This is a genomic window from Candidatus Hydrogenedentota bacterium, assembly GCA_012523015.1.
In the GTDB taxonomy this organism is placed as follows: Bacteria; Hydrogenedentota; Hydrogenedentia; order Hydrogenedentales; family CAITNO01; genus JAAYBJ01.
Genome location: JAAYJI010000334.1, coordinates 1 through 1,661, shown reverse-complemented (window position 1 = coordinate 1,661; position 1,661 = coordinate 1). Strand labels below are relative to the sequence as shown.

Here is a 1,661-nt window from a genome sequence, read left to right as displayed (position 1 = left end):
GGCATCTGCCGCGCTCGACCTGGTTAAGACGGCTGACGTTACAGAATTCACGCAAGTAGGCGATACGATTGTCTACACAGTGACGGTAATCAATACAGGTTCCGTGACGCTGAGTGATGTGCGTGTTCAGGATCCGTTGACAGGCCTTGATGAAATGGTAGGCACGCTTACTGTTGGTGAATCCAAGGAATTCTCCGGCGAATATATCGTCACGCAAGATGACTATGACGCGGGCAGTGTCCTTAACGTGGCGTTTGCCTCAGCGACGAGTCCCGAAGGCGATGAATTGGCAACGGATGACACCGTGACGGTTACAGCCGCCGACGATGGTTGCCGCAGCGGCTTCAATTTCTGGGATACAGCGGGTGTTTTCGTTGGAATACTCTCGCTCATAGCCTTGGTTGTGGTGTCCATCTTTCTTGGCACCGGTGGCGGACTGCCTATGAAATAAAAGCTAAAGGCTGCTAATTATTATGACCGGTCGTTACGTAAGCGTAGCGACCGGCCTTTTCATTAACAGGTGCAACAGCGTATAAAAAGCGTAGGCGGTGGTAGGTGGTACGCATTCATGCTACTGTACCGATGGAGGGGATGATATTGCTTAGTGTTTTATCGGTCAATCCTTCCACATGTCATTGATTGCTTTAATTGTATTTTCGACGAGCAAGGCCCCTCCTTCAGGGCCTACTTTATTGTCTGTGATTAACGTACTATAGGCACCGCCGGACAAGGCTCCTTCAGTGGGCAGATAGGCACCGCGGTCATTGGCCAACTGAACAATAAAAGTTTGCGCTGCCAGGCTGCGCGCTTTTATTTGCAGCCCATAATCCAGATAAAGTTCAAAGGGGTTGGTTGCCAGTGCGATATCGCCGAGTCGCATAACATGAAAGTCCATGGTAAAGGTTGGTGAATCCCCTTGTGTATCATAGCGATTCGATACCGTCCGTGCCCGTCGCAGCAACGCGGCCTGCGGGGAGGCGGGGTCTATGCTTTTTCCGGTATCCATTTTTTCTATTTGGGCCCGAGCCGCCGCCGCTTCTTCTTCCGTTACTTTTCGTGCGGGCAATTCCAGCGGCGCTGCGTGATGCTCCAAATGAGCTGTCCAGCTCACTTCAGTCTGTGCTGTTTCCATGGCATAGCGGACGCCATTAACAATGCGCTGCGCCATTTCGTTCATGCCCGGCTCACTGCGCATATCCGGTTCATTTCGTCCGCGCCGTACAAGATCACGAGGTGATTGGTCGCCGGCGGCGCTTACTAAGGGAAGCACACCGAGATCAGCGGCGAATTCTTCACGCAGCCGGCTGCGTACAGGTCCCCAAAAGTCAGGCGACACATAGAGTTGTCCTTCAACGACTTGAGAGGGGCACGCAATATTGATAACAATGCCGGTTAATTCTTTTGCTTGATTCCAAGTAAACAAAAGCTCTAATGCATGGTCATGACCGGCGTAGGGGCGGAGCCAATCTTCTCGGTCTGTCTTGCCATACATGACCATGGATCCATCGGCATAGACCATAATGCGGTTAAATCCAACGGCGGCATGACCTACCGCCCGGCTGATGCCGCTTGGTTGACGCTTTTCCCATGCATCAACAATAAGCGCGGATACCTGGTCAATAAAAAATTCACAATATTCTTCGGGATGGATGATTCCCGGG

2 protein-coding genes are annotated in these 1,661 nt (G+C 51.8%); one reads left to right on the top strand and one right to left on the bottom strand.

Translation table 11 applies throughout. From position 1 onward, the window contains the following. The coding region (locus tag GX117_14510) for a DUF11 domain-containing protein (GenBank protein ID NLO34543.1) at positions 1-451 on the top strand (451 nt) is incomplete at its 5' end. A gap of 165 nt (positions 452-616) precedes the next feature. Here the strand turns inward: GX117_14510 and GX117_14505 are convergent. After that, on the bottom strand, positions 617-1,661 hold a 1,045-nt coding region (locus tag GX117_14505), incomplete at its 5' end, for a hypothetical protein (protein ID NLO34542.1).